Genomic DNA, 24711 nt, shown 5'->3' with positions numbered 1-24711 from the left:
GACAGCGATGCGATATTCGGGAGGTGTCATGGGATCGGTTTTGGCGTGGCTTGACGGTGATGACGAGCAGCGCAGGCGGATGTTGCAGGTGGTGCAGCTGTTCAAGGATGAGAGCACCGTCGACGAGTTGGGTATCGGGTCGATCCGTGATGCCATCGCCGACACGCTGTTCCCCGGTACGTCGGTGTTGCACACCCGGCTGCGGTATCTGCTGTTCGTGCCGTGGCTGGTGGACTCGGTCGCTCGGTCGGGTATGCGGCCCGATCAGGCGGCCGACGAGCTGCGGCGTCGGGAGATTCGGCTGATCCGCGCGCTGCTGCGGGGAAATCAGACAGACGGGGTGATCGGGAAGCAGGCCGGGGACAAGCTTAAGCGCATGCCCAGCGCGGCCTACTGGGCGGCGACTCTGCGGTTCGGTATCCGGACCTGGGACACGAGCATCGACGGCTTCTTCCGCAAGGCGCGCGGACAGGCCGCGTTGCGCTCGTTCGAGCCGGAGTCGGACGATCCGGGGATCGCGCGGGCACACGGCGACACCGGGTTCACGATGCACCTGCCGCCGCCCCCGGGGGATCTCTTTGAGGCCACCACGTTCGACCTGGAACCTGCCGAAGCCGGCATCCTCGCCGACTACATGGCAGCGTCCACGCGAGGGTCGCTGATCGCCTGGCTCACGCAGCATGGGCGGTCCACCTCTGCCGAGTCCATCTGGCGGCACGAGCAGTTGGGTGAGTTCCCGCTGGCTCTGCGCGAGGCAGTCGATCACGGCCGGCGCTTCCGCTGGGCGATCTACGGCGCGGTGCTGCTGTATAACCTGATGCTGGCCGAACGTGTCGGCGGGGCCTCGGGCGAGCGGTATAGCCAGAGGCTGGCCGGCTGGCAGGACGATCTTCGCCGGGAGCGGCCGCTCGACGGCTGGTCACGGCCTGAGTTGTGGCGGCTGGTCTCGGCCCGCAACCCGAGGTTGTCCCCGCTCACCCAGCGGTTCGTGGAGTCCTGGCTGAGTCTGGTCGAGTCGGGGGAGCCGGTCGACGGTTCGCGGGCGCGGACGCTGGTCACCGAACGTGAGGTGCAGATCAAGGGTGGGCGGGCCCGGCTGCGCAACGACGCCGCGCTGGATCGATGGCGCGGAGAGTCCGGACTGTCCCCATTGGACTATCGGTGGACCGTGACCCGCGGACTGCTCAACGACCTCCACCTTGCCCGGACGGAGGCCGCTCATGCTCGCCCCTGAGACCCGCTCCCTGCTCACCGATGCGCTTGGCCCACCGGACGGCTACCGGGTGGACGTCGCGGTCACCACGACCTTCTCCCTCGACCTCACCGCGCTGCTGCTGGCACCGATGTCGTTCGCACTCGCCGAAACCACCGACCTCGACCGGATCGACCCGCTGCGCCTGCTGGAGGCGGTCCGCCGCTACGCCGAGCGCACGACCGTGTTCTGCCAGGCCGGGTCGATCCACGTGCCGCCCAGCTACAACCGCATCCTCGCGTTCGCCGAGGACTGCGTACACGAAATGCGCCCACCCGATCCGGCCCGGGCCTTCCACCCGAAACTGTGGGTGGTGCGGTTCGTCGATCCCACCGGTGGCCAGCCGTATCGGCACCGGGTGCTGTGTCTGAGCCGGAACCTGACCTTCGACCAATCCTGGGACGTGGTGCTGCGGCTGGACGAGGCAGAAACGGCGGGCGTACCGGTCGCCGGAGCCGAGGATCTCGCCGGATTCCTGCGGGCGATGCCTGGCCTGGCGCTGCGCGCACTACCTGAGGATCGCCTGGCTCAGGTAAACTCGCTGGCTGACACGATTGCCGGTGCCGCTCTCGTGGCGCCAGATGGGTTTCACGACGCACGGTTCCTGCCGGTCGGGCTGTCCGGGCCGGTGTGGCCGTTCCCCCCGGTGGCGGACCGGGTGCTGGTGATCTCGCCGTTCCTGGATATGGGCACGCTCCGCAGGCTGCAGACTGTCACACCGGCGCTGCACGTGGTGTCGCGCCCGGAGACCTTCGACCGGATCGCCGACTGGCGCCGGCCCGGCGACCAGGCCTCCACCCTGCAACGGCTGGCCGAAGTCGGCATCGACGAGGACGCCGACCATCCCGGCACAGTCACCAACGAGTGGGGTCGCGTCTCGGATGGGCTGCACGCCAAGACCTTTGTGTTCGATGTCGGCGACGACGCGGTCGTGGTCACCGGATCCGCGAACGCCACCGGCGCGGGGTTCGGCGGCAACGTGGAGTTCGAGGTACAACTCCGCGGCCCGGTGTCAACGTGCGGCACGGCGGCGGTGTTGACCGGCACGTCCGAGTCTCCCGGGCTGGAGAAGATGCTGGCGCCCTACACGCCGGCGGCCCAGCCGGCCATCCCAGCCAACGAGCACAACGATCGGCTCATCGAGGACTTTCACCGCACGCTGGCCGCGGCAGGTCCCCGGATGACCATTTCCAGCGAGCCGGGGGGCCGGGTGCGCCTGCGGTTGACCTTCTCGCAGCCTCCACCATCTCCGGGCGTCACTGAACTCTGGCCGATCACCCTGTCCGACGTGCACGTCCGCTCGTTCGACGTCGGATCCACACTGGACTGGGGTCCGCACGGCCTGATCTCGGTCACCCCGTTCGTCGCCGTGCGAACCGAACTCGGCACCGGCGATGCACAGGCCTGCCGGTCGTGCGTGTTACGCGCCGAGTTGATCGGTGATCCGGCCGAGCGGCGACACAGCGTGCTCGGCGAGTTGCTGCGGTCCAAGACTGACGTGCTGCGGTACCTGCTGTTGCTGTTCGCCGATCCCAGTGCGCTGGGCTCGTCATCCACCGTGCCGGAGACTACGGAGGGCTCGCGGCCGGTCGGCTCGGGCGTGACCAGCCAGGCACTGCTGGAGCCGATGGTCCGCGCGGCCGGTCGGGACATCGAGGCACTGGGACGGATCGAGAGCTTCATCCAGGACCTGCGCCAGCTGCCCGACAGCGTCGAGTTGATGCCGGAACATCTCGAGGAGATCTGGGACGTCGTGTGGCAGGTCCATCAGGAGGTCATGACGTGAAGCAGGTACGACGGCCGGACCTCGCGGCGGAGATGTCCAAGCTCAAGGACTTCCAACGGGCGACCGTGGAACACGTGCACCGTCGACTGTGGACCGACTCCGACCACGCGAAGCGGTTCCTGGTCGCCGACGAGGTCGGTCTCGGCAAAACCATGGTGGCCCGCGGCACGATCGCCAAAACCCTGGACCACCTGTGGGACACGGTACGGCGGATCGACGTGGTCTACATCTGCTCCAACGCCCAGATCGCCCGGCAGAACCTCAGCCGCCTCAACCTGTTCGGCGACACGATGCAGGTCGACCACGCCGACCGGCTGACCATGCTGCCCCGAGCGCTCGGCGAGCTGCGCAGCCGCAAGGTGAACTTCGTGTCATTCACCCCGGGCACCTCGTTCCACATCGGCGACAGCGGCGGCCGCCAGCAGGAGCGCATCTTGCTGTACGAGCTGCTCGCCCAAGCGTGGGGTCGCGACGCCGTCGGTTCTCCCAAGTGGACGAACTTCTTCCGCGGCGGGGTCGGGTTCGACCGATTCCAAGCCGGTCTGCACGCATCCAAGGGAAGCCGCCTCGACACCGGCACAGTGCAGGCATTCCACGATCGCCTAGCCACCGCCACGCGCAACGGCTACGCACTGCGTGAGGAGATCGAAGAATGCGTTGACCAGTTCGACCGGCGCCTCGGCGAGCCGAGCACGGCCGTGAAACGAGACCGCTACCAGCTCATCGGCGCACTGCGCCAACATGTCGCGCACGCCTCCGTGCACGCATTGGAGCCAGACCTGGTGATCCTGGACGAGTTCCAGCGATTCAAGGATCTGCTCAATCCGGCGAACCCCGGCGCCGACCTCGCGCACGCACTGTTCGACCACTCCGACGCACGGGTCCTGCTGCTGTCGGCGACGCCGTACAAGATGTACACCCTGCCCGACGAGCCGGAGGGTGACGACCACTACGCCGACTTCCTGTCCACCGTGGAGTTCCTGGCCGGACCGGACCGGGCCTACGGGATCGGGCAGCGGATGCACACGATCCGCCAGTCATTGCTGGTCGGCGAGAACACCGACGTCGCCCGGAAGGCGAAGACCGAGGTGGAACAGGAGCTCCGCCGGGTCATGTCTCGCACCGAACGACTCGCAGTCACCCCGGACCGCGACGCGATGATCGCCGAGTGCGATCTGCCGGATGTGGCTCTGCGGCCGGAAGACGTACGGGCCTACCGGTTCACCGACGACGTCGCCCATCTGGTCGAGCCCGTTGACATGATCGAGTACTGGCGCTCTGCCAGCTACCTGTTCAACCTGATGGACAACTACAAGATCAAACGCAAACTGAGCGAACGCATCGATCGGCTCGATCCCAACCTCGCCGCGTTGTTCCAGCACCCGGTCGACGTGCTCGACTGGGACGACATCCGGTCCTACCGACAACTCCATCCCGCCAACGCGAAGCTCCGCGGCCTCATCACCGATGTGCTCGACCGCGGCGTGTGGCGGCTGGCCTGGCTGCCGCCCGCATTGCCCTATTACGACCTTGGCGGGGCTTATGCGGACAGCGGACTACGGGCCTTCACCAAACGGATGGTGTTCTCCGCCTGGACAGTCGTGCCCAAAGCGATCTCGGTGGTGCTCAGCTACGAGGCCGAGCGGCGGGCGCTGGACGCGGCCGGGCTGACCAGCCGGGGATACGAACACCGACCCGCGCCGCTGCTCCGCTTCCAGGAATCCGGAGGGCGCCTGACCGGGATGCCGGTCCTGGCGCTGCTCTATGCCAGCTCGACGCTGGCCCGGCTCGGTGATCCCTTGCGAGCGGCCCAGCATCTCGGACTCCCGCTCCCGCTGCCGGGCGCGGCGCTGCGCGACGCGGTCCGCGCCGAGGTGGTCCGCGTGTTGGACGACCTGCCTGACGGCAACCCTGACCAGGCGGTTGACCAGCGGTGGTACTGGGCCGCGCCGTTCCTGCTCGACCTTGAGCACCTTGGCGGTGCCCAACGGCCACTGCTGCCGACCATGTTCAGCCGGGGTGACGACGACAGCGACGAGCCGGTCGGCCAACTGCGGGCACACGTTCAACTCGCCCAACAATTGGACCCGGCCACTCTCGGCCGCCGCCCGGACGACCTGGTCGACGTCTTGGTCAAGCTCGCGGTCGCCGGCCCCGGGGTGTGTGCGCTGCGCTCACTGTCCCGGGTTTGCGGAGCGACCGAGGCGCTCGACAACGTCGACATCCGCGCGCACGCCATGACGATGTCGTGGGGTCTGCGGTCACTGTTCAACCGCCCGGAGACCGTCACCCTGCTCCGCGCCACCAGCGACGAGGACGCCGATCGGTACTGGACCACGGTCCTCGACCACTGCTGGGCCGGCGGCCTCACAGCAGTCCTCGACGAGTACGTGCACACCCTGGTGGAAAGCGAAGGCCTGCAAGGCGACGACCCCACCACGAGGGCCTCCAAGATCGCCCCGGCTGTCGCTGACGCACTCCGGATTCGGTCGGTCACCAACGCAGTCGACGATCTTCGTCTCACCGACGGCCACGTGGTCACGGCCCGGCACCTGATGCGGGTCAACCTGGCCGTCCGATTCGGACGCGGGCAGGACGAGGACAAGACCGTGGTCCGCGAGAGCCACGTTCGTAGCGCCTTCAACTCACCGTTCGCGCCGTTCGTGCTCGCCTCGACCTCGGTGGGCCAGGAGGGCCTGGACTTCCACACCTACTGCCACGCCGTCGTGCACTGGAACCTGCCCGGCAACCCTGTGGACCTGGAACAACGCGAAGGACGCGTCCACCGGTTCAAAGGACACGCCGTGCGCAAGAACGTCGCCCAACGCTTCGGCGCCGAACCCGCACTGACGACAGCAGCCGACCCCTGGACCTACCTGTTCGACCGTGCCGCAGCCGACCGCCCGGAAGGCGACAGCGACCTGGTCCCCTACTGGGTGTACCCGCTCAAGGACGGCGCCCACATCGAGCGCTACGTACCCGCACTACCACTGAGCAAAGAGACCGAACGATACGGCCGGCTGCGCCGCACGATCACTGCCTACCGACTGGTCTTCGGCCAACCCCGACAGGACGACCTGATCCGCTACCTCGACTCAACCACCACCGACCACACCTGGCTCCGCATCGACCTATCCCCACCCCCCAGCTAACAGAAAGTGTCCGGGCAACCGGAAGCTCATCACCGCGAGCGCGACGTAGATCGGCCAGTTGGCGACCTGCCGGCCGCGGTCAGCTCGGCGGCCCTCGCCGTTTCCCGCACCGTCGCGCTACTCGGATCGAACAGCGGGCGCGGTGTCGTGCCCGTCGGCGCGTCCGGCGGCGACCTCGATGACGTGCCGCTCCCACTGCCGGGCCAACTCGGCGAGCTCGTGCGGCAGGGACGGTTGCTTCCCCGGCATTCGAGCGGACGGAACCTGGACGCTCCCCGTCGCGCCGATCGAGCGTGATCATCGCCCCTTGCGGTCGACCACAAAAGCTGAGCGGCGCTCAGTGCTTCGCTTGTGTGTTTCTGTGTGATTTCTAGAACGGAGCAGACACCGCGAATGCGGAATTCTTTATCGCCCGTCGCATAGGGCGTTATACAGTTAAGAGGAGTCGTTGCCGAGGGCGACGATCCGCTTCCGTGACCGTGATCGCCGCCATGCAGCAGACGTACGCTTCCCCGTGATAACAGGCGGTCCGTTCCTGGCCCCACTCCCCCGCCACGACACCATTACGGGGCTGGCCGGCCACGGCACTCGCCTGGGCAACGATGGCGGCGGAGCTCTTCATCGCCTGCGCCGTGCTCGCGGGTCCCCGCGCAGACAGTTCGCGCTGTGGCTCGCGATTCCGCTGCGCGGCGCGATCGCGTTGTTCATGGGACTGATCAGCTTCGGCATGGTCATGATCGCGGCGGTCGCGCTCGCCGCAGTGACGGGCACCGCGGAGTCTCGGCCGGAGTCGGGCGCTTAGGGAGTTTGATGCGGCCGCAGCCAGCGTCGGGACTCAGGTTCAACCGGACATCCATACGATCAAGGGCGACCTGTACCGACCAGCGGTCGCCGCCGGGGCTGCAGCTGGTCACCCGGCCGCCGTGGCCGGAACTGAGGACCCCGGCTCGCCGCGCGGAACTCACCGTCCGGAAGGGACGCCACGACGGCGAGGAAGTGTTCCGTGCCCTGACGCATCCACGGCAGCGTCCGGGAGACGTCGTGCTTCACGCGGTCACCGTGCCGAGCCTCTCGGCGATGTCGGCCCGCAGCGCCTTCTTGTCGCCCTTCCCGACCTTGGTCGACACCAGTTCCCCGACCAGGACCAGGTGCCGCTCGGGCCTGTCTGGCCGACTGGTCGGGCGGCGACGGGGTGTGTGAGCGGTTACAGCCAGCCGCGCTCGTCGGCCACTCGCAGCGCCTCCATCCGGTTGCGGGTGCCGGTCTTGGTGGTGGCCCCGGACAGGTAGTTCCGCACGGTGCCCTCGGCGAGGTACAGCCGAGCCGCGATCTCGGCCACGGTGGCGCCGGCGCGGGCGGCGATGAGCACGTCGCGTTCGCGGGCGGTGAGCGGCGACTGGCCGGCCGCCAGCGTGGCCGCGGCCAGCACCGGGTCCACCACCCGCTCGCCAGCCGCTACCCGCCGAATGGCATCGGCGAGTGTGTCGGCCGGGGCGTCCTTCACGACGAACCCGACGGCACCGGCCTCCATGGCCCGGCGTAGGTAGCCGGTGCGGCCGAAGGTGGTCAGGATGACCACGCGGCAGTCGGGGACCTGTGCGGTGAGCACGGCGGCCGCCGCGAGCCCGTCCAACCCGGGCATGTCGATGTCCAGCAGCGCGACGTCCGGGCGGTGTTCCAGCGCCGCGGCGGTCACCTCGTCGCCGCGGCCGACCGAGGCCACCACCTCGAACTCCGGTTCGAGGTCGAGCAGCACGCGCAGTGCCTGTCGGATCAGCTCCTGGTCGTCGGCGAGCAGCAGCCGGATCGTCATACCGACGCCTCCACCCGCAGCGACCACCCACGGGGCCGCGTCGGGCCGGCGGTCAGCACTCCACCGGCAGCGGCCACCCTGGCCCGCAGGCCGGCCAGCCCGGACCCCGCGCCGGCCGGACCGCCGACCCCGTCGTCGCGCACCTCCACGGAGGACGCGGTCAGCTCGACCGTGCACCGGCTGGCCCGAGCGTGCCGCACCACGTTCGTCACCCCTTCCCGCATGACCCAGCCGAACAGCTCCTGCCGCTCCGGCGGCACCCCGTCGTAGGCGGTGGGCAGGTCGGCGGTGACCCCTGCTGCCCGCAGCAGCTCCCGGCCGCGGGCGAGCTCGCCGGCGAGCGTGACATCCTGGTAACCGGACACTGCGGCCCGCACGTCGGTCAATGCCTGGCGGGCCAGCTGCTCCACCGATTCCATCTCGGCCAGCGCCGCAGGCGGTGCGCCAACGGCCAGCCGTCGGGCCAAACCGCTCTTCACGGTGATGGCGGTGAGCGAATGGCCCAGCAGGTCGTGCAGGTCGCGGGCGATCCGGTTGCGCTCGGCCTCCGAGGCCAGCCTGGCCACTTCCGCCCTGGCCTCGCGCAGCTGCAGGTTGGCCGTAGCGGTGCGGCTGAAGGCGTGGACCAACAGTGCGGTGAACACCACGGCCACCGCGTAGTACCAGGCCGGGCCGGTGCTCCAGCCGGGCACCAGCATCGGCACCACGACGCACCCTGCGGCGCCCAGACCCACGAGACCAAGCGCCGCTCGACCGTCGACGCGCGCTGCCGCTGCCGGCACGATCACCGCGGTGAGGACCAGCACGGTCTCGTGAGCCAGCGGCGCGACCAGCACCGCCAGCACCGTCATCACCGCTAGCAGCCACCAGTAGGCCCGCCACGCCGATCGCATCGAGGCCACCACGATGGCCAGGTAGCAAGCGGAGACGGCCACCAGCAGCAGGTAGCCGACGACGAGGCCGGCGCCGCGCGTGCGCTGGGCGACGCCGGCACCGGCCAGGAACGGGTAGCAGAGCATGCCCAGCGAGAGCAGCAGCCGGCGCCGCTCGTCCAGGCCACGCAACTCCTCGGATTCCAGCCGCTCGTCCACGTCGGTGACCGTACCGCCACCCGGCTGGACCTGCGCGGATGCGCTCACGCCGCGAAGGCGGTGCGCACGGTCCGTGCGAAGGTCACCAGGACGACGACGACCAGCAGCGCACCGCACACACCATTCTCGATCTTGAACCAGAGCGGGAAGGAACCGGGGATGGACTCGATCACGACGACCGCCACCACCTGGGCCAGCGCGATGATCTGCACCCTGCGGTAGTTGCTCCGCGAGCCCTTGGCCATGGACACACCGAGCGCGAAGGTGATCGGCGAAGCGACGGCGAGGATCGAGCCACGGATCCACACCGCATCGGTGACAATGTCGGGATTGCCACTGAACACCACGATCGCCAGCAGGGTCAGCACGCTCACTGCCACGTAGCCACCGAGTAGCACCTGGGCGATGTGCAACTTCTCGCGGACGTCGGGGTCGGTCAGGGTCTGCTTCGTCATGCCCTCAACGATGATCAACCAGAGTTCCCGCTGGTAGCGACGTTGTCCACCACCTCGTCATGACATCTGTCAGAAACTGGACATCCGGGGCGACGGCATCGGCGGGCAGCTGTACTTGAGCGATTCCTGCCAGTTGTACTGGCACGGGCCGCCTGGCCTCCCGGCTCCGGAATCCACCGTCCGGGAGGTCCACAGTGGACCTCCCGGTGCCGCCTGAGACTCACCGGCCGGGTGGCTCAATCACCGACGACGGACGACTTGGCCGCTGCACGGGACCGGGACTGCCTGCGGTCGGCCGTAGTCAGGCATCGCCACACGATGGCCGCCGCCACCACCGCGATCGCCCCCGCGATGAAGACGCCGCCGCGCGGGCCGACGCGGTCGGTGATCCACCCCATGACCGGGCCGCCGACGGGCAGCCCGCCGATGAACACCAGCGCGTACAGGCTCATGACCCGGCCGCGCAGCTCGGGGCCGGCGGTGAGTTGCAGGTGCGAGTTGGCCGTGGTGTTGAACACCTGCGTGACCAGACCGATCGGGACCACGATCACGGCCAGCACGACGAAGTTCGGGGCCGCGCGGCCAGCATCAGCACCACGCCGTGCAGCTGACGACGGCGTTGATCAGGGAGGTCCATCCGCGCCGCGCGACCTGGCAGAGTTTCCAGTGCGCAGCCCGAATGGTGATCGGCTCGGTCAAGGAACGACCGATTCGCCGACGAGGCGCGAGGACAATCGCTCTCAACCGCACGGGGTGAAGAACGCCGTGAGGTCTTCAGCCGTCGCACATCGGCACCTGATTGATGGGGTGCGCAGCTGACCGAGCAGCGGTCCAGAGGCGGACTACCGGCAGCAGCGCACCTCCACGAGAATCGGCCCTAGCGGCGATGAGACGGATCGGCCGGGTAGTGGAGGGCACGCTCGCGCTGCCGCACTGGTTCAGCCGCCTGCGTATCCGCTGGGAGACCCGCGACCACATCCACCGAGCCCTCGTGACCCTCGGCTGCGCCATCATCATGGAGATGATGTCGGCTTTCGGTGCCATGCCGTGCACCGCTTCGACGTCCAGTGCGTTTTCGATCATGCCGATGAATCCGCCGCCGCCCGGCCTCTGCGCTGGCGAACCGTCTGGGGTGGGCACCACGGTGAGCTGGCCGGGGCGCAACGGCTGAGTGCCGACGTGCTCGGACCAGGTGTTCACGTCGTGTTCCAGGGTGTCCATGGACGGTGAGACCACCGCGACCGTCTGTCCCTCGCCGGTCAGCTTCGCGCTGTCCAGCCCGTAGGCGTGGCGGAGTTGGACGGAAGGCCGTGAACCTGAAACCGGGCCAACCGGGCAGCTTGACAGCTCTCTGCCGCAGCTAACTGCCCGGCCTTGGGGCATAGCCACACAGTGCCAGCGGCGGCGTCTTGCCGTTCACAGCGGGCAGGCCGCTCGCCGGTCGTTGGCCCCAGTATCGGGAACAGGTCGACCCGCCCGACGTGGCACCTGCTGTGGGTGTGGGGATAGATCGTCCCACCGAGGCCGGCCGGCCGGTCCATCGACGCCGAGAGGAGCAGGCCCTCAGATCCAGCCGCGCCGGGTGGCCTCCATCGCGATCTGGAACCGGGTCTGCGCCCCGACCCGCGTCATGAGCTTGGTGGCGTGGCGCTGGACGGTCCGCTCGCTCCAGCCCAGCGCCCGCCCGGCTGCCTTGTCGGTCGCGCCGGAGGCCAGCAGCATCAGCAGCTTCGCTTCGGCCGCGGACAGCTCGCCGGGCTCGGCAGAGCCGCCGGCGGAACCGAGCCGCACCGGCACGCTGCGTGTCCACACCGCCTCGAACAACGCGATCAGCGCGTCCAGCAGCGGTGACGGGTGGATGAGGTACGACGCGGTGAGTGCGGGGTCGCCGGGCCGCATCAACGGGATGATCGCGAGCCGGTCGTCGGCGATCGCGAGCTTCATCGGGACGTCGCCGTCGATCCTGGCCTGCTCGCCGTGCCGCATGCCGAGCTCGATGTCGTCGATGCGCCCGGGCAGCTCGATCGCGCTCTTGTCGTAGACCACCCGGCACTTCACCCCGCGTCCGAGCAGCCCCAGCTCGACCTCGTTCGAGTCCGAGGCCCCCCGTGGCGCGGCGTACGGTGGGCGGTCGAACCCGCGCATCTGCACCCGGATGTCCTGCTGCATCCGCCCCCAGCGCTCGTTGACCTCGCCCCGCCCGGTGATCACCTCGACCAGCTCGCCGGGGTGCGCGAACCGCGTGCTCGCGCGGTATATCTCCATGAGCGTGCCGATGTGGCGGCGCGTGTCGCGCAGCGCGGCCTCGCGTTCGCGGAGCACCGCCTCGATCGCCCGGTCCGGCGGGACGACGACGTAGCGCGACGGCCGCCCGGCCGTCCGCGTCGCCAGGCCCAGCCCGACGAGCGTCCGCACCACGCGCCGCGTCACCGGCAGTGAAGAGTGAGCGTCCTGGGCGAGTTCGGGGACCGTCGCCCGGGTGCGCCGGACCAGCGCGTCGTAGATCGCTTCGTCCGCGTCACCGAGCCCGATCGGCTCCAGCACCGCCGCCCCTTTCCCTGTCGGGTTTCCGACAGCTGACGGGAATCCGCCGCCTCCATGACCTTGTCATGTGTTGATCACTGATGCACCGTTTTGACGTCGACGGCGCGCAACCTCGCTCGGGGCGCGCCGTCTCGCTTGTCCGCCGGAACCTGACGGAGCGAAGGAGTCTCCCCATGTCCCTGTCCGCCTCGCGGACCCGTGGCCGCCGGTTGGCCCTCGCGGTGCTCGTCGCCGCCGGGTCACTCGGCGCCCTGCCGGCGACGGCAGCCGCCGCACCGGAAGCCCCGACAGCCGCGCACCACAAGATCGCCAAGGAGCTGCTCGACCGGATCGCCGGCGCCCGTTCCGGGCCGGGCACGCGGTTCGAGGCGGTCGTCGTGCTGAAGGACCGGGGCCTCGCACCGTCCTCCCCGGACGCCGCGCGACGGACGCTCACCGACTCGGCGAAGGCCATGCAAGCCCCGGTCGTCGACCTGGTCGGCGCCCGCCGCGACCAGGTGGTGAGCACGTTCTGGCTCAAGAACATGGTGCTCGTCCGCGCCACCCCGGCCACCTTGGACTCCGTCGCCGCGCTGCCGCTGGTCGAGCGCGTCATCCCCAACTTCACGCTGAAGACGCCGACCGAGCCGCAGCGGAAGCAGGCCAAGACCGACGCCGCCGTCGCGTGGGGGGTGTCGAAGATCGGCGCCGACCGGGTCCAGCGAGACGGCACCACCGGCGCCGGGGTGCGGGTGGCGATCCTCGACACCGGCATCGACACCGCCCACCCCGACCTCGCGGGCAAGCTGGTGAGCGACGACCCGGCGAACGCCGCGCACCCCGGTGGCTGGCTCGAGTTCGGTCCGGACGGCTCGCCGGTGCGCTCCACACCCCACGACAGCTCCTACCACGGCACCCACGTGGCGGGCACCATCGCGGGCGGGCGCAGCTCCGGCACGCAGATCGGCGTCGCACCGGGCGCGGAGCTGATGGCGGGGCTCGTCATCCCGGGCGGATCCGGCACGCTGGCCCAGGTGATCGCCGGGATGCAGTGGGCGATCGCGCCGTACGACGCCGACGGCAGACCCGCGGGTAAGCCCGCGAACGTCGTGAGCATGTCGCTCGGCGAAGAGGGCTACAGCAGCGAGATGGTCGAGCCGGCCCGCAACATCCACCTGGCCGGCGCGTTCCCCGCGTTCGCCATCGGCAACGACTGCGTCCCCGGCGGTTCGGCGGCGCCCGGCAACGTCTTCGAGTCGACCGGGGTCGGCGCGACGGACGACGGCGACAACGTGCCGGACTTCTCGTGCGGTGGCGTCGTGCGGAAGAAGGACTGGGCGGACGCCCCGGCGAGCTGGCCGGACAGCTACGTCGTGCCCGACCGGTTCGACGGTGCCCGGCGCGACGGTCCGGGTGCTCGACGAGCTCGACGAGCTCACCGCCGTCTCGGACGGCAACGGCCGCTACACCCTCCAGAACGTGCCCGAAGGCACCTACCGGGTAGCCGCTTCGGCGGCAGGCATCTCGGTCACGACCCCGCGGCAGGTCGTCGTGACCGGTCGGCCTTGGCCCGCCACAGCCGACTTCGCGTTGCCGCGGCCGCCCGCGACGCAGGGGGTCTCGATGACCCGTGACGGCGGGCAGATCTACGCCCACACCTTCTGGCCGGCCATGAGCGGTGACGGCGGCGTGATCGCGTTCGCCAGCGCGTCCGGCGAGCTCGCGCCCGGCGACACCAACGACGACATGGACATCTTCGCGCGGGACGGGCGCACCGGAGCGATCGAACGGATCACGACGGCACCGGACGGCAGCGGGGCGAACGCGTGGTCGGTCAGCCCGAGCATCAGCCCCGACGGACGGTACGTCGGCTTCCTCAGCGGCGCGACGAACCTGGTGCCGGGCGACGGCAACGGGATACCCGACTCGTTCGCGCACGACCGCCGGACGGGCGCGACCGAGCTGATCTCGATGTCCTCCGACAAGAAGCAGGCCGACGGGCTGTCCGGGCAGCCGGTGTTCAGCACCGACGGCCGCTACGCGGTCTTCCTCAGCCAGGCCACGAACTTGGTGCCGGGCGACACGAACGGGAAGCAGGACATCTTCCTGCGTGACCGGGTGGCCGGGGCCACCGAACTCGTCTCGGCGGGCGTCGGCGGTGCGCCGACGGACGGTGACTCGCTCGAGCCGAGCGTCAGCGGCGATGGGCGGTTCGTCGTGTTCGAAAGCGGCGCGGAGAACCTCGTGCCCGGCAGCGGCAACGCACACCGCGATGTGTTCGTGCGTGACCGGAAGACCGGGACCACGGAGGTGATCCCGGCGCCGGGCGGGGCGGAGGCGACGCAGCCGTCGATCAGTGCCGACGGCAGGAAGGTGGCCTACGTGGTCAGTCCGTCCGACGGGCCCTCCCAGGTCTACGTCCACGACCGGCAGGCACACACGAACACGCTGGTGTCGCAGGCGGCGAGCGGGGCCGGCGGCGCCGACGCCTATTCGGCGAGCCCGCGGATCAGCGGGGACGGGACCGCGGTCGCGTTCTTCAGCTTCGCCGGCAACCTCGTTCCCGGTGACGGCGACGGCGCGTCCGACGTGTTCGTGCGCGACCTGCGCACGGCGAAGACGGACAAGGTCTCCGGTGCGCTCGGCGGCCAGGTGGGCGATGCCTACAGCGACTTCCCGTCCATCAGCACCGACGGCAAGTACGTGGCGTTCGAAAGCGAGGCGACGAACCTCGTCGAGGACGACACGAACGGGCACTCGGACATCTTCGTCCGCGACCGGGCCCCCGGGCCCGCCCCGCGCTTCGCACTGACCGACCTCAGCGCTGAGGACGGCCACGGCTGGTCGCCTGGCCGGGTCACCGCGTCGGTGAAGGACGTCGGTGAACTGGCCGGCACCTACCAGGCGGTGCTGTGGATCGACGGCGTGGTCGCCGTCGAGCGGCCGGTGTTCGTGTGGCCGGGCCAGACCACGTGCGTCACGTTCGAACTGCGGAACCTGGCCCGCGGCACGCACACCGTGCGGCTCGGCCCCCTCACCGGTTCGGTGACCGTGGGCCGCTGAGTGGCCCGGCCGGGAGGGCCTGCCACCCTCCCGGCCGGATCGCACGAACGTGTCACCCGAGGCGGCCGACCGCTGGACCTGACTGCTGCGAGCATGTACTGCGAACACGAGCAGGCCGAGATGACGCTCGAGTCGCGCAGCGCCTGCTGGCCATGGCCGCCGCGATCTGGCACAACTGGACCACCGGCCTGACCAGCAAACGCTCACTCATCCCTACGACCACTTCGACGGATGCGGCCTCGCGACGCTTGAACTCCCGCGCGCGCCGCTCGAGGCAGCAGGACCACCGGCACCCCACCGGGCTCCCCCGCCTCCTCGTAGGCGGTTGCGGCGGCCGGCGTCAGCCCAGACTCCACCGTTGGTTGCCGCCGCCGTTGCAGGACCACAGTTCGACCGGAGCGCCCTCGGCGGTGGAGCCACCGGTCACATCCAGGCACAGCCCCGACCGCGCGGCAGTGACGGTGCCGTCGGGGTTGAGGCTCCACTGCTGGTTGGTCTGGCCGTTGCATGACCAGACGATCACCTTGGTACCGGGACTCGTGCCCTGGCCATAGGCGTCCAGGCACAGCGGCGCGCCGGCGAGCGTGACGGTCAGCTGGGCGGCGGCCGTCCGTGTCCAGGTCTGCGCGGCCTGCCCGTCACACATGCCGATGGTCACCTGCGTGCCGGCCGAGGGCGCGGCAAGGCACTTGGCCGCGCCCACCGCGTGCAACGCGCCGGTGTTCCCGTCCGGCGGTGGCGTGCTGCCGCCGGGCACGTACGGGCATTTGGGGGTGTAGATCGAGATGGAGCTGGGATCAGGTGGCGCCGGGCACAGGAAGGGCGTGTACCGGGTGTCGTTGTCCAGGAAGGTTTTCAGCCAGGGGATCAGCAGTTTCATCTCGACGTTGTTGGGGTGGGTGTAGTAGACGTGGTCGGCGCCGGCGATCTGGGCGAAGACGCTCTGCGTCGAGGCGGGCATGGTGGCGTAGAGGCCGCTGAGGTAGGACGGCGTGACCACGGTGTCTTTCTGCCCACCGATCACCATCGTCGGCACCTTGTCCGTGGCCAGCGACAGGTTGCCCACCGGTGAGCCGGGTGCGAGACCGATCGCGGCCTTGAGCGCGGGCCGGCTTTCCGCCGCGAGCAACGCCCCGGCCCCGCCCGCGGAATGGCCGAGCACCGCCAGCCGGTTCGGGTCGACCCGGTCGCGCACCGGGCTCTGCGTGGTCAGATAGTTCAACGCGGCCAACAGTTCGGTGCCGCGGGCGTCGGCGCTGTCGGTGCGGCTGTTGGTCTCCACGCCGATCACCACGAACCCGAACGAGGACAGCCACGGCCCCATCCACGCTTCCTCGTCGGCGAACAGTGCGGAATAGCCGGGCACGATCGCCAGCGCACCCCAGGTACCCAGGCTGGTGTCGGTCGGGTAGTACACCATTCCACCGTTGAATCCGTGGCCCGTCGGCACGCTCATCGACGCCGTCGCGAACGGGCCGGTCCTGGACTCGATCATCGCCACCGTGGGATCGGGGCCTCGCTGGTACGGATTCTCGGGCGAGATGTCCCGTGACTGAGCGACGGCGGGCCCCGCCGCGAGCAGGGCCGCAGCCAGCGTGGTCATCACCACCAGAATGGCCACGATGCTTCCGGTCGCCCGGCCCGTCGTCCCGCCTCGTTGCATGATCGCCTCCACAGTCACGCGGACGTTGCGCCCCAGTGTGACAAGACGATTCCGCAACCTCAACAACAATCGGCGGCAGCCAGGAAAGTTTCATCGGCAAGCCGGAATTCTACTAACGGTTGCGCCGGGAACGCGTCGCCTGCGAGGCCGACCGGGCGCTGCGGTGCGGCAGGCACCACGACCTGCTGTCCGAGCTGGCCACCCGAGCTCGTACCGATCCGTGGGACGAACGCGTCGCCGCGCAGCTGACGCGGCCTCACCAACCCCGACGCGGTGTTTCCAATGGCACCTATTTACCACACTGTCCGGATAGGCCAATTCAGCAACCCGACGAAGCAAATATCCGGTCTTGATTAACCGTTGGGCAGAGGGTTCAGGGCCACTGCCCACGTTACCCGGAGTACCCGCGTTCGGGCGAGGGGTTCGCGTGTTCGCGCCACGTTTTGCTCAATCTCGGGAAATACTGGTCGGACCACCCTGTCGCCGAAAGCGCGTCCGCCGACCCGAAGGCGCTACGTCAGGGAGTTACCTTCCCGCAGTGCTCATCCCCTTCCGCACCCGGCTCCCGGGAATCGCCGCCAGCAACTCCTTCGTGTACTCCGACTCCGGTTCCGCCAGAACCCGGGCCGCCGGGCCCAGCTCCACCAGCGCGCCCGCGCGCATGACCCCGACGTGATCCGCGAGCTGCCGGACCACGGCCAGGTCGTGCGAAATGAACAGGTACGTGAGCCCGAGCTCCGACTGCAGATCCGCCAGCAGCCGCAGGATCTGGGCCTGCACCGAGACATCCAGCGCCGACACCGGTTCGTCGCACACCACGAGGTCCGGCTTCAGCGCCAGGGCCCGGGCGATCGCCACCCGCTGCCGCTGGCCGCCGGACAGCTCCGCCGGCTTCCGGCGCGCCACCGACGACGGCAACGCCACCTGTTCCAGCAGCTCGGCGACGCGGGCATGCCGATCCGGCACCCGGAACGCCCGCAACGGCTCCGCCACCACGTCCTCGATCGAGAACTTCGGGTTCAGGGACGCGTACGGGTTCTGGTACACGATCTGCATCCGACGCCGCAGCCGCCGCAGCTCCGTACCGCCGAGCGACGTGATGTTCCGGCCGTCGAACCCCACCGAACCCGCCGACGGCGTCTCCAGGCGCAGCACCATCCGCGCCGTCGTCGACTTGCCCGAGCCCGACTCGCCGACCAGCGCCAGGGTCCGCCCGCGCGGGATGTCGAACGAGACCCCGTCGACCGCGCGGATCCCGCCGTCGAACTTCTTCGCCAAGTCGCGCACCGACACCAGCGGCTCGGCGGCGGGAGCGGGCGGCCGCAGCGCGCTCGACAGGCTCGGCGCCGCCGCGATCAGCTGCTGCGTGTACGGATGCGTGGGCGCACTGACGACCGACAAACCCTCCTCGACCACCGAACCCTGCGAGAGCACCACGATCCGCGACGCGCGATCGGCCGCGATACCGAGGTCGTGCGTGATCAGCAGGATCGCCGTGCCCATGTCAAGAGCCAGCGACGTCAGGTGGTCGAGGATCCGGCGCTGCACGGTGACGTCCAGTGCCGACGTCGGTTCGTCCGCGATGATCAGCTTCGGCTGCCCGGCCAGCGCCGACGCGATCAGCACGCGCTGCCGAAGCCCGCCGGACAGCTGATGCGGGTACTGCCGCGCACGAAGCTCGGGTTGCGGCACGCCCGCGCGTTCGAGCAGTTCGATCGCCTGCACCGAGGCGGAGCGCCGGTCCGCGAGACCGTGGAGCTTCAGCACCTCCGCGACCTGGTCGCCGATCCGGTGCACCGGGTTCAGCGACACCGCCGGGTCCTGCGGCACGAGGGCGATCTCGCGGCCGCGCACGCCACGCCACTGCTTGTCCGACAGGGAAAGCAGGTCCCGGCCGTCGAAGGTGATCGAGCCGCCGTCGACGCGGCCACCGCGCGGGAGCAGCCCGATCGCCGCGTGTGCCGTGGTCGACTTGCCCGAGCCGGACTCGCCGACGACCGCGACGAACTCGCCCGCGCCGACGTCGAGGCTGACGTCGCGCACGGCGGGCACCAGCCCGGCCCGCGTCCGGTACGACACGGCCAGTTCCGAGATCCGCAGCAGGGTCATCGGTCTCCTCCGTCGAGCGCGCGGGACAGCCGGTTCGCGGCGAGCACTACCGCCGCGACCGTCAGGCCCGGGAACGTCGTCATCCACCAGGCCGTGGCCAGGAAGCTGCGCCCGCCCGCGACGAGCGAGCCCCACTCCGGCGTCGGTGGCGTCGCGCCGAAGCCGAGGAAGCTCAGCGCCGACACCTCGAGCACGGCGGTGCCGAGCGTGAGCGTCGTCAGCGCGAGCACCGGGCCCGCCGCGTTCGGCAGGACGTGCCGCAGCAGCACGCCGGACCAGCGCACGCCGCTCGCGCGTGCCGCTTCGACGAACACGCCGTTTCGCACGCGAAGCACCTCCGCGCGCATGACTCGCGCGAAGGACGCGAGGTTCGCGATGCCGACGGCGATCGCGACGTTGGTCGTGCCGAAGCCCAGCGCCGTGACCAGGGCCAGCGACAGCAGGATCGGCGGGATGGCCAGGAAGACGTCGACGATCCGCATGATCACGGTGTCGGCCCAGCCGCCGCGGAACCCGGCCAGCAGGCCGAGCGCCGAGCCCGCCACCAGTGCCACCAGCACGGCGATAGCGGTCGCCCGAAGCGAGAGCGACGCCCCGTGGATCACCCGCGCGTAGACGTCACGGCCGGTTTCGTCGGTGCCGAAAAGGTGGTGCGACGACGGCCCTTGAAGCCGTTCGGCGGGGACGCCGGTGATCGGGTCGTACCCGGTCAGCAGGCCCGGTACGCAGGCCGCGAGCAGCACGAACGCCAGCACGGCGACGGCGATGACCAGCCCGGGGCGGCGCACGGCCGGCCGGGCCGGGGTGGCGAGGTCAACCACGAGCCACCTCCGGGGTCCGCGCGATGCGGGGGTCGAGCAGCGGGTAGAGCAGGTCGACGACCAGGTTGAGCAGCACGAACACCAGTGCTGCCAGCACGATCACCGCCTGCACGACCGGGACGTCCTGCGCGGTGACGGCGGCCGCGGTGATCCGGCCGACGCCGTCGCGGGAGAACACCGTCTCGGTGATCACCGATCCCGCGACGAGGTTGCCCGCCACCACGCCGGCGACGGTCAGCGTCGGCACCGCCGCGTTGCGCAGCAGGTGTCCGAAGTGGACGCGCCAGCGGCTCGCCCCCTTGGCCGCGGCGATCTCCGCGTACGGCTGTTCCTGCTGCGTGGCCAGGCTCTTCGCCAGCACCTGCCCGATGATCGCGCCGGTCGGCAGCGCGAGGGTGATCGCCGGCAGGATCACTGCTGAGAAGCCCTGCGTGCCCAGGGCGGGCAGCAGCCGCAGCCGGAACGAGAAGAACTGGATCAGCAGCAGCCCGACCCAGAACGGCGGCAGCGAGATGGCCAGCGACGGCAGCGAGAGCAGCGCCTGCCGCAGCCAGCGGAACCGCGTGAACGTGCCGAGGAACGCCGAGCCGCCGCCGAAGAGCACCGCGAACACGAGCGCCAGCCCGGTCACGGCGAGCGTCGGCGGCAACGCCGTGACCACCATGTGCGTCGCATCGTCACCAGTCGCGACGCTGCGGCCGAAGTCACCGTGCAGCGTCGCGACCAGCCGTTTCAGGTACTGGACGGGCAACGGCGAGTCGAGACCGTACTCCGCGCGCGCGGCGGCGAGCTGCTCGGGCGTGGCCGCCGAACCCGCGTCGCTGCTCGCGAGCTTCGCCGACACGGCGTCACCCGGCAGCAGGTAAAGGATCAGGAACGACAGCGTGAACGCCGCCCACAGCACGAACACCGCCTGCCCGAAGCGGCGGAGAAGATACGGCCTCATGACAGCCACGCGTCGAAGAGCTGCAGCCGCGACGACGCCTCGAAGTCGACGGCGTGTGCCTTCGAGCTCAGCGCGACGACCTGGGTCAGCTCGAACACCGGGACCGCGTAGGCGTGGTCGACGATCAGCTTCTGCACCTCGTCGGCCGACGGCTTGCGCTTGTCGGTGTCCACAGTGGACGACTGGGCGTCGAGCGCGACGTCGAGCGGGTTGCCCGGGGTGAGCTTGCTGCGGTTGCCGGCCTTCGTGGAGAACTGGCCGCGCAGGATGTCCGGGTCGGCGCGAGTCACGTTGTACCAGAGGAAGTCGTAGTTGCCGGACAGTTGGATCTGTGTGGTCTCGGCCGTGGTGTGCTGCTCGATCCGAAGGTCGAAGCCGATCTTGCGGAGCTGCTGCTGGATCAGCTCCAGCACACTGCGGTTCTGGTTGAACACCGGCGAGAACACGACGGACGCGCTCAGCTGCCGGCCGTTCTTGACGCGGATCCCCTCCGGCCCGGGTACCCAGCCGTCGGCGTCGAGCAGCGCGGCCGCGCCCTTCTGGTCGTACGCAAGCTGCTGCGAGAGGTCGCTGTGCAGTGGCGTCGCCGAGCCCAGGATGCTCGTGGCGGCCTTGTAGCTCGGCGTCAGCACCGTGGTCACGACCTCGGCGCGGTCGACGCCCTTGAGCACGGCCTGGCGCACCTTCTCGTCCGTGAGCACCCCGCGGGTGGTGTTCGCGTGCAGGTTGAACACGACACCGGGGTTGGGCCGGATGTTCTCGCTGAATCCGTTGCCGGTGAACTGCGGCTCGTCGACCGGCTGGACGTCGGTGATCGCGTCGAGCTGGCCGGAAGCGAGGCTGCCGGTGCGCACGCCCGGCTCCGGCACGATCTTGTAGTCGATCTTGTCGAGGTAGGCCTCGCCCTGGTGCTTGAACAGCGACGAGCCCCAGGCGTAGCCCTTGCGCTTGGCCAGGACGATCTCCTGGTTCTGCTTCAGGCTTTCGAAGACGAACGGGCCGGAGCCGATCAGGCCGTTGCCCTGGCAGCGCTGCTCCGGCGTCTTCGTGAACGCCGCGGGCGCGAGGACGCCGAGCGACATCGTCGAGCTGGCCTGCAGGAACTGCGCGCTGGGCGCGGAGAACTCGATGCGCACCGTCTGCGGGTCGACGACCGTCGACGCCTTGTAGGCGGCGAGGTAGCCGTAGCCGAGCTGGGCTTTCGTGCCGAGGGCCTTGATGCCGTCGAAGCTGGTCTTCACCGCGGCGGCGTCGACCGGGCTGCCGTCGGAGAACGTCGCGCCGGGGCGCAGGTGGAAGGTGAACACCGTCGAATCGGCGTTGATCTCCCACTTCTGGGCCAGCCACGGCGTGATCTCGCCGGTCTTCTTGTCCTGGTCGGTCAGCGAGTCGACGAGCTGGCGCGCGACGTTGATCGACGCGTTCGTGGCGACTTGCTGCGGGTCGACGCAGTCGGGCGCGGACGAAATGCCGAGCCGCAACGTACCGCCGGCCTTGGGCGGGCCGGCGTCGGCGGCGGATTCGGTGCCCGCGGCGGAGCAGGCGGTCAGCAGCACGGGCAAGGCGAGCAGGGCCGCGGCGTTGCGGGCGAAGGAAAGCAGGGACACCGGACGGCCTCCAGCGGGGAGCGGTTGCGTCTTCGAACCCGAAACTAGCCAAGCGCTCGAGGCCGTCCCACTGGGCGAACCGGAGTCTCAGTCCCTGGCACCGCGACGAAACACCCTTGACACGCAAGCGAAGGCGCGCCGGCGGCTACGCGACCTGCCGGTCGGCCACGGGTTCGCGGGCCCGGTCGCGCTCGGCCCAGCGGACCACCGCGGGGACGGCCAGGCCGGTCGCGGCGAAGATGCCGCCGATCACGAACCAGCCCGGGGTGCCCCAGGTGATGCACAGGGCGATCAGCACCGCGGGCCCCAGTGTCACGCCGAGCCCCAGTCCCATCCCGAAGAGGCCTTGGTACTGGCCGACCGCGTGCGGGGGTGCCAGCGTGAACGACAGCTCGAAGCCGCCCGCCGCCTGCCAGAGTTCGCCGATCGTGTGCACGACCACCGCGGCCAGCAGGAGTACGAGAGCCAGCCACGTCGGTGCCCCCGCCATCGCCGCGATCGCCACGCAGGCGGCGAAGAACGCGAAGCCGGCCCGCCGGAACGCCACCGCGCCCGCCCTGGTCGTGTCGATCCGGCGGCTCGCCCGGACCTGGAAGAACACGACGATCACGGTGTTGACCACCATCACGCCGGAGATCGTCCAGTTCGGTGCCGTCGTCCGGGCGACCAGCCACAGCGGGACCGCCGCGGTCAGCACCCGGTACTGGATCGCCAGCACACCGTCGAGCAGCGTCAGCACCAGATACGGCCGGTCCCGCAGCGCCACCCACCGGGGCCCCGCCCCGCCCGGTTTCGGCGGGACCGCGGGGAGGAACAGCACGATGGCCGTGCTCGCCGCATAGGACACCGCACTGCCGCCGATCAGCAGCAAGTAGGCGTTGCGGGTGTCGGCCGCGACGCCCCAGCCCGCCAGCACCGCGCCGAACGCGATGCCGAGGTTGGTCACCGACCGCAGGTAACCGCGGAACTCGGCCGGCCGGTCGCCGCCGTACTCCTGCACGAGCGGGCTGCGCGCCGCCGGTCCCGCGGTCTGGGCCGCGGCACCGAGACTCGCGAAGACCACAAAGGACCAGAAGTCTTCGGCGAGGCAGAGGCCCGTCATGGAGATCGCGCCGAGCACGAGCGTGAGCGCGTAGACCGTGCGGGCGCCATGGCGGTCGGCGAGGTGTCCGAACGGAATCCCGGCCGCGAGCGACACCGCGCCCGCGATCGTCAGCCCGGCGCCGACCTGACCGGCGGGCAGGTGCACGGCCCGGGTGAAATACAGGACGCCGGCGGTCAGGTAGACGCCGTAGCCGGTCATGGTGACCAGGGTGGCCACGGCCAGCAACCGGGGTGGTCCGCCGCGGGGCAGGAGCGCGGGCATGAGATGGCCTTTCTCAGCGGTGGGACAGGGCAGCGGCGCGGTCTTCGACGCCGGCTTCGGGACGCGGGCGCGCGGCGGTCCAGCGACAGAGGCTGACGCCGAGGTTCATGCCGCCACCGAACCCGGCCAGCAGCACGACGTCCCCGGCCCGCAGCGCACCGGACCGGTGAGCGGCGTCGAGGGTGATCGGCACGGACGCCGCGCCGGTGTTGGCGAACTCCTCGACGGTCAGGTGCAGCCGCGCGTTCGGCAGGTCGAGCGCGCCCGCGAGTTCGCGGAGCAGCACGCCGTTCGCCTGGTGCGGCACGAAGTGATCGACGGCGGTGGCGGGCACCCCGCTCTCGTGCAAGGCCCCGGTGATCGCACCGGGCACCTGGGCGTCGACGAACTCGCGCACGCCGCGGCCGTTCATCCGGAAGAAGTGTTCGCCGTCCAGCACCGACCGCACCGACGCGGGCAGCCTGCTGCCGCCCGCGCGGACGCCGATCAGCTCGTGCTCGTCGCCATGTCCACGCAACCGCGTGCCGATGACGCCCCCTCCCGCCGGAACCGCACCGAGTACGACCGCCCCCGCACCGTCACCGAACAGGATCGCGGTCTTCCGGTCACGCGGGTCCAGGATGCGGGAATAGATGTCCGCGCCGATCACGAGCGCATGGCCGCCGCCGCGCGCGTGCAGCAGTCCCTCGGCCATCGCGAGCGCGTAGACGAAGCCGCTGCACACGGCGTTGACGTCGACCGCGCCGGCCGAGCGCGCGCCGATCAGGTGCTGGACGAGGCTGGCCGTCGCCGGCTGCGGGTGATCGGGCGTCGAGGTGGCGACGACGACGTGGTCGACGTCGTCGGGGCTCAGGCCCGCCGCAAGCAGCGCGCGGTCGGCCGCGATCGCCGCGAGGTTGGAGGTGGCCTGTCCCGGTGCGGCGTGCCGGCGTTCGCGGATGCCGGTCTTGCGTTCGATCCACGCCGCGTCGACGCCGGCCGCCGGGGCGATCTCGGCGTTGGTGACGACGCGGTCGGGCAGGTAGGAGCCGGTGCCGATGATGCCGATGTCGGTGGTCATGTTC

The 24711-nt window shown here is 70.2% G+C and carries 20 protein-coding genes and 1 pseudogene; 7 read left to right on the top strand and 14 right to left on the bottom strand.

Features of this window, described 5'->3' with window-relative positions:
- The first annotated feature begins 28 nt into the window (after positions 1 to 28).
- Genes AB0M82_RS04255 through AB0M82_RS04245 form a run of 3 tightly spaced genes read left to right on the top strand, consistent with a single transcriptional unit; the run spans position 29 to position 6190 of the window.
- Complete coding sequence (locus tag AB0M82_RS04255; RefSeq protein WP_364717601.1) at positions 29 to 1234, top strand: DUF6361 family protein; 1206 nt, start codon at positions 29 to 31, stop codon at positions 1232 to 1234.
- A complete protein-coding gene (locus tag AB0M82_RS04250) occupies positions 1221 to 3038 on the top strand; it encodes a hypothetical protein (RefSeq protein WP_364717599.1) in 1818 nt (605 codons plus the stop codon). Before AB0M82_RS04255 ends, AB0M82_RS04250 begins: the two co-directional genes overlap by 14 nt.
- Positions 3035 to 6190: a helicase-related protein gene (locus tag AB0M82_RS04245; RefSeq protein ID WP_364717598.1), complete on the top strand. Its 3156-nt coding sequence runs from the start codon at positions 3035 to 3037 to the stop codon at positions 6188 to 6190. The genes AB0M82_RS04250 and AB0M82_RS04245 overlap by 4 nt, the downstream gene beginning before the upstream one ends.
- Before the next feature lie 117 nt (positions 6191 to 6307).
- On the opposite strand, the gene AB0M82_RS04240 is transcribed toward AB0M82_RS04245, so the two are convergent.
- Positions 6308 to 6439: a hypothetical protein gene (locus tag AB0M82_RS04240; RefSeq protein WP_364717596.1), complete on the bottom strand. Its 132-nt coding sequence runs from the start codon at positions 6437 to 6439 to the stop codon at positions 6308 to 6310.
- 199 nt (positions 6440 to 6638) lie between these two features.
- On the opposite strand from AB0M82_RS04240, the gene AB0M82_RS04235 reads away from it, so the two are divergent.
- Entirely contained in the window at positions 6639 to 6992 is a 354-nt protein-coding gene (locus AB0M82_RS04235; protein ID WP_364717594.1) for a hypothetical protein, read from the top strand.
- Between the two features lie 402 nt (positions 6993 to 7394).
- Here the strand turns inward: AB0M82_RS04235 and AB0M82_RS04230 are convergent, their stop codons facing one another.
- The 6 genes from AB0M82_RS04230 to AB0M82_RS04205 all read right to left on the bottom strand — a co-directional run bounded on the left by AB0M82_RS04230 (position 7395) and on the right by AB0M82_RS04205 (position 12093).
- Complete coding sequence (locus AB0M82_RS04230) at positions 7395 to 8003, bottom strand: response regulator transcription factor (protein ID WP_364717593.1); 609 nt, start codon at positions 8001 to 8003, stop codon at positions 7395 to 7397.
- On the bottom strand, positions 8000 to 9142 hold the full coding sequence (locus AB0M82_RS04225; RefSeq protein WP_364717591.1) for a sensor histidine kinase: 1143 nt from the start codon (positions 9140 to 9142) through the stop codon (positions 8000 to 8002). Before AB0M82_RS04225 ends, AB0M82_RS04230 begins: the two co-directional genes overlap by 4 nt.
- Complete coding sequence (locus tag AB0M82_RS04220) at positions 9139 to 9549, bottom strand: hypothetical protein (protein ID WP_364717590.1); 411 nt, start codon at positions 9547 to 9549, stop codon at positions 9139 to 9141. The genes AB0M82_RS04225 and AB0M82_RS04220 overlap by 4 nt, the downstream gene beginning before the upstream one ends.
- A 236-nt stretch (positions 9550 to 9785) precedes the next feature.
- Entirely contained in the window at positions 9786 to 10109 is a 324-nt protein-coding gene (locus AB0M82_RS04215) for an MFS transporter (protein WP_364717588.1), read from the bottom strand.
- A gap of 214 nt (positions 10110 to 10323) precedes the next feature.
- Complete coding sequence (locus AB0M82_RS04210; protein WP_364717587.1) at positions 10324 to 10770, bottom strand: hypothetical protein; 447 nt, start codon at positions 10768 to 10770, stop codon at positions 10324 to 10326.
- Positions 10771 to 11112: 342 nt separating this feature from the next.
- Positions 11113 to 12093 carry a helix-turn-helix domain-containing protein gene (locus AB0M82_RS04205; protein WP_364717585.1) on the bottom strand — a complete coding sequence of 327 codons (981 nt, stop codon included), beginning with the start codon at positions 12091 to 12093 and terminating at the stop codon, positions 11113 to 11115.
- 80 nt (positions 12094 to 12173) lie between these two features.
- Here AB0M82_RS04205 and AB0M82_RS04200 point away from each other — a divergent pair.
- Positions 12174 to 13385 (top strand): annotated as a pseudogene (locus tag AB0M82_RS04200) (S8 family serine peptidase); the annotation flags it as partial.
- A gap of 79 nt (positions 13386 to 13464) precedes the next feature.
- Positions 13465 to 15135: a carboxypeptidase regulatory-like domain-containing protein gene (locus AB0M82_RS04195; protein WP_364717583.1), complete on the top strand. Its 1671-nt coding sequence runs from the start codon at positions 13465 to 13467 to the stop codon at positions 15133 to 15135.
- Positions 15136 to 15475: 340 nt separating this feature from the next.
- Here the strand turns inward: AB0M82_RS04195 and AB0M82_RS04190 are convergent, their stop codons facing one another.
- The gene (locus AB0M82_RS04190; protein ID WP_364717581.1) at positions 15476 to 16738 is read right to left on the bottom strand and encodes a ricin-type beta-trefoil lectin domain protein; all 1263 of its coding nucleotides are present in this window, start codon (positions 16736 to 16738) and stop codon (positions 15476 to 15478) included.
- Positions 16739 to 16917: 179 nt separating this feature from the next.
- Between AB0M82_RS04190 and AB0M82_RS04185 the strand changes: the two genes are divergently transcribed.
- The gene (locus AB0M82_RS04185; RefSeq protein ID WP_364717579.1) at positions 16918 to 17151 is read left to right on the top strand and encodes a hypothetical protein; all 234 of its coding nucleotides are present in this window, start codon (positions 16918 to 16920) and stop codon (positions 17149 to 17151) included.
- 172 nt (positions 17152 to 17323) lie between these two features.
- On the opposite strand, the gene AB0M82_RS04180 is transcribed toward AB0M82_RS04185, so the two are convergent.
- The 6 genes from AB0M82_RS04180 to AB0M82_RS04155 all read right to left on the bottom strand — a co-directional run bounded on the left by AB0M82_RS04180 (position 17324) and on the right by AB0M82_RS04155 (position 24707).
- A complete protein-coding gene (locus tag AB0M82_RS04180; protein WP_364717578.1) occupies positions 17324 to 18907 on the bottom strand; it encodes an ABC transporter ATP-binding protein in 1584 nt (527 codons plus the stop codon).
- Positions 18904 to 19728 carry an ABC transporter permease gene (locus tag AB0M82_RS04175; RefSeq protein WP_364717576.1) on the bottom strand — a complete coding sequence of 275 codons (825 nt, stop codon included), beginning with the start codon at positions 19726 to 19728 and terminating at the stop codon, positions 18904 to 18906. Before AB0M82_RS04175 ends, AB0M82_RS04180 begins: the two co-directional genes overlap by 4 nt.
- Positions 19721 to 20674, bottom strand: coding sequence for an ABC transporter permease (locus tag AB0M82_RS04170; protein WP_364717574.1), 954 nt, complete (start codon positions 20672 to 20674; stop codon positions 19721 to 19723). Before AB0M82_RS04170 ends, AB0M82_RS04175 begins: the two co-directional genes overlap by 8 nt.
- Positions 20671 to 22281, bottom strand: coding sequence for an ABC transporter substrate-binding protein (locus AB0M82_RS04165; RefSeq protein ID WP_364717573.1), 1611 nt, complete (start codon positions 22279 to 22281; stop codon positions 20671 to 20673). Before AB0M82_RS04165 ends, AB0M82_RS04170 begins: the two co-directional genes overlap by 4 nt.
- Before the next feature lie 145 nt (positions 22282 to 22426).
- Positions 22427 to 23647: an MFS transporter gene (locus tag AB0M82_RS04160; protein ID WP_364717571.1), complete on the bottom strand. Its 1221-nt coding sequence runs from the start codon at positions 23645 to 23647 to the stop codon at positions 22427 to 22429.
- A gap of 13 nt (positions 23648 to 23660) precedes the next feature.
- Positions 23661 to 24707, bottom strand: coding sequence for a ketoacyl-ACP synthase III (locus AB0M82_RS04155; RefSeq protein WP_364717570.1), 1047 nt, complete (start codon positions 24705 to 24707; stop codon positions 23661 to 23663).
- Positions 24708 to 24711 lie beyond the last annotated feature (4 nt).

The sequence above is a fragment of the Amycolatopsis sp. NPDC051128 genome, from assembly GCF_040682715.1.
Taxonomy (GTDB): Bacteria; Actinomycetota; Actinomycetes; order Mycobacteriales; family Pseudonocardiaceae; genus Amycolatopsis.
Note: the sequence above shows the minus strand (reverse complement) of the source record. Positions and strands in the feature narration are given on the sequence as shown.